This window comes from Bacillus infantis, assembly GCF_008180445.1.
Classification (GTDB): domain Bacteria; phylum Bacillota; class Bacilli; order Bacillales; family Cytobacillaceae; genus Bacillus_AB; species Bacillus_AB infantis_B.
Genome location: NZ_VTER01000041.1, coordinates 1 through 652, shown reverse-complemented (window position 1 = coordinate 652; position 652 = coordinate 1). Strand labels below are relative to the sequence as shown.

Sequence of the window (652 nt, the reverse complement as noted above, 5' to 3'; positions counted from 1 at the left end):
TCGCTCGCCGCTACTCAGGGAATCGCGTTTGCTTTCTCTTCCTCCGGGTACTTAGATGTTTCAGTTCCCCGGGTCTGCCTCCAATGCCCTATGTATTCAGGCAAGGGTTCCATCCCATTACGGATGGAGGGTTTCCCCATTCGGAAATCTCCGGATCAAAGCTTACTTACAGCTCCCCGAAGCATATCGGTGTTAGTACCGTCCTTCATCGGCTCCTAGTGCCAAGGCATCCACCGTGCGCCCTTTCTAACTTAACCTAAAAATAAGCGAAGCTTATTCCTGGTATCACTCTCAAATTGAGAGAAAACCTAAAATGGCGATTACTCGGTAATGTCTTCTTCATTACATTATCTAGTTTTCAAAGAACAAAATGAGAGWTTATACTCTCAAAACTGAACGAACAAAGACCGTCACGTCTTGTATATATTCCTTAGAAAGGAGGTGATCCAGCCGCACCTTCCGATACGGCTACCTTGTTACGACTTCACCCCAATCATCTGTCCCACCTTAGGCGGCTGGCTCCAAAAGGTTACCCCACCGACTTCGGGTGTTACAAACTCTCGTGGTGTGACGGGCGGTGTGTACAAGGCCCGGGAACGTATTCACCGCGGCATGCTGATCCGCGATTACTAGCGATTCCAGCTTCATGCAG

Annotated in this window: 2 rRNA genes; both read right to left on the bottom strand. The window is 49.0% G+C overall.

The features are described from left to right. A 23S ribosomal RNA gene (locus tag FZD51_RS25940) occupies positions 1–257 on the bottom strand; the annotation flags it as partial. Positions 258–434: 177 nt separating this feature from the next. Further along, positions 435–652: ribosomal RNA gene (locus FZD51_RS25935) — 16S ribosomal RNA — on the bottom strand; the annotation flags it as partial.